The 2,201-nt window shown below is 41.0% G+C and carries 1 protein-coding gene and 2 pseudogenes; 2 read left to right on the top strand and 1 reads right to left on the bottom strand.

The annotated features are described in order from the left end of the window. Positions 1 to 549, top strand: a pseudogene (locus tag ACYTXL_RS29810) (IS110 family transposase); the annotation flags it as partial. A 721-nt stretch (positions 550 to 1,270) separates the two neighbouring features. On the opposite strand, the gene ACYTXL_RS29805 reads toward ACYTXL_RS29810, so the two are convergent. Then, positions 1,271 to 1,414, bottom strand: a complete 144-nt coding sequence (locus tag ACYTXL_RS29805) for a hypothetical protein (RefSeq protein ID WP_461927789.1) — start codon at positions 1,412 to 1,414, stop codon at positions 1,271 to 1,273. 424 nt (positions 1,415 to 1,838) lie between these two features. Between ACYTXL_RS29805 and ACYTXL_RS29800 the strand changes: the two are divergent. After that, positions 1,839 to 2,073: pseudogene (locus ACYTXL_RS29800) on the top strand (LmeA family phospholipid-binding protein); the annotation flags it as partial. Between the last annotated feature and the right edge of the window lie 128 nt (positions 2,074 to 2,201).

The raw sequence follows: 2,201 nt of genomic DNA, 5'->3' as shown, positions 1-2,201 counted from the left end.
TCAGCGTTCAAGCCTTATATGAGCGTGTTTGATAAATTCGGTTTTGGGTTACGGGTGCGATCGCGTTTACTCACCAGGATTTATCCCTTTGAGTCATTCCTGGGTGTCAATGGTAAGTCGGTAATTGAATATGAAGTCCGGGAAGTCAAGCGAACAGCACGAGTCCGCAGAAACGGAGAAACCATCGTCAAACGGCTAGCAGGAGATGTTAAGCGGACTAAACGCAACCGCAGCCGCGACACCTTTAAAATGCGCTTAGGCATGGGAACCACCTTAGAGGAGTCCGGCGATGGTTTAGTTGAAAAACCAAGCGGTTCCTCACTGTGCCGAATCAGCTTGTGGCAGTATGTTCTCACTGGTGTGGAAACCGGCAGACTGCCAGAAAATGATTTAACCAGGGAATTGATTAACTACCGCGACTCACTCAAAGCCAATGTCAACGAGCAGGGGGACAAGCTCTTAGGCGGTAAACACATCCAAGGAAAGCTGATGAGTAAAGTAGTTAACTTACTGTTCCTGCAATTGTGTAAAATCATTCCAGTACCCTGATGCGATAGCCCTTCATTTATATGGAGGGTTTTTAAATCTCTCAAACTTTCAGTTACCCTGAATAGATGCATAATATCTGCCATCTGCATTTTTTGATATGGGTACAGTTACAGTGTGAGCCTTCTTGCTATTTACAGCTATTTTCAGGTATATAGACCACGCGGTAGGGGCACAGCAATGCTCATTGGTGTCAACTTAAGAAAAAATCTGCTTTGAGAAGGTGTTTTGCCCTCATTCCCTAACCCCTTCTCCCAACTTGGGAGAAGGAGAACTAGAGAATTTGCTCCCCTCTCCCAAAATTGGGAGAGGGGCTGAGGGTGAGGGTGAAACCTCGAAAGCATGCCTTGCCTAACTTCTACGTTAAGTTGACACGCATGAGCTTTTTCTGTGCCCCTACGACAGATGTGGTTCAAATACATGATTTCTGCTGTAAGGTAAAAAGGTTATTTGTCTAAGTAAGTAGGTGAGAATAAATCAAAGTAGATTAAGTAATGTAAAAAATATTGAGATATGTTTGTAGTGTTCGCGTAGCGTCTCGTAGAGAGGGCTACCCTGCGGGAACGCTTCTCTACGAGAGGCTTCTCTGCGAGAGGCTTCGCCAACGCCAACGCGAACAGCCCTCAAATTAGGACTAAAGTCCTTACTACAAACCTTGAATTATTCACGCCGCTCTACTTAGTTCCGATAAATCTTCTATTTACTTTTAGGGAAATAAAATTTTTTATTGAGATGCTAATACCTCAATTTGTACAACTACTCGTTCTAATTCCTCAATAATTACAGTGGTTCCAGTCTTTTTGAAGGCATCCACAAGCGCCCGATAATACCAAAGAGTACCTTTTTTACGCCCCTGAAAACTACGCATTAGAAACTCTGCATATAGGAATTATATTTGATTTGTGAAAAAATCTCGGTAGTCTTGTAGTAGACCCTCTTGGCTAGAATGTTGCAAAAAAATTGTAGGTTGGGTGGAGGCTTTGCATAACCCAACATCCTGATAATCAGTTGGGTTGCGCTCCGCTCCACCCAACCTACGTCTAATGCACTATTTTAGCCTAGAGGGTCTACTACGTGCATTTCAAAAATCAAATACTAGTCCTATATAAAAGCAAAACTTTTAATTATAAATAATAGAATTATACTTTTAGATAGACAGTATTTAAATCTATATTCCATCGCCAGATAGATAAAATCCTGATACTAATTTATTAAAGTTACTCAAGGATATGCTATTTAAAGTAGGAGTCAATTAAATAATGGCATAAAGTCCTGGATTAGGAGAGCAAGCGCTGAATAAAGCGACAGCAATAGGATTATCTAGCCAATTAGATGAAGTAGAAAATTTAGATGTAAACAATCAAAACAGATCCGTTGAAACTGGTTCAAGGACAGGTGGATGGAGTCACGATCGAAGGTGAAGGTTTGGTTATGCAGAAAGACCTCCGCATGGAGGAATTGAAAATAGAAATGACTAGTGTTGCCATTAATCCTCTGAGTGTAGCTTTTGGCAAAATTGAACTCACTTATTGAACAAATTCCTTCCGCTTAAAAATAGGACGCGAATAAATTCAGGATACTAATAATGGAAACTACAGACACAACGCAAACAAGTTCAACACCTTTCCCAAATATTCCCCCAGTTATTGAAAGTA

The sequence above is a fragment of the Nostoc sp. genome, from assembly GCF_054880495.1.
The sequence above is the reverse complement of the archived record's forward strand: the minus strand, read 5'-3'. Positions and strand labels throughout refer to the sequence as shown.

Coding starts and splice junctions, on each gene's coding strand:
- ACYTXL_RS29805 (WP_461927789.1), bottom strand. CDS start 1,414: ATGCGTAGTTTTCAGGGGCGTAAAAAAGGTACTCTTTGGTATTATCGG.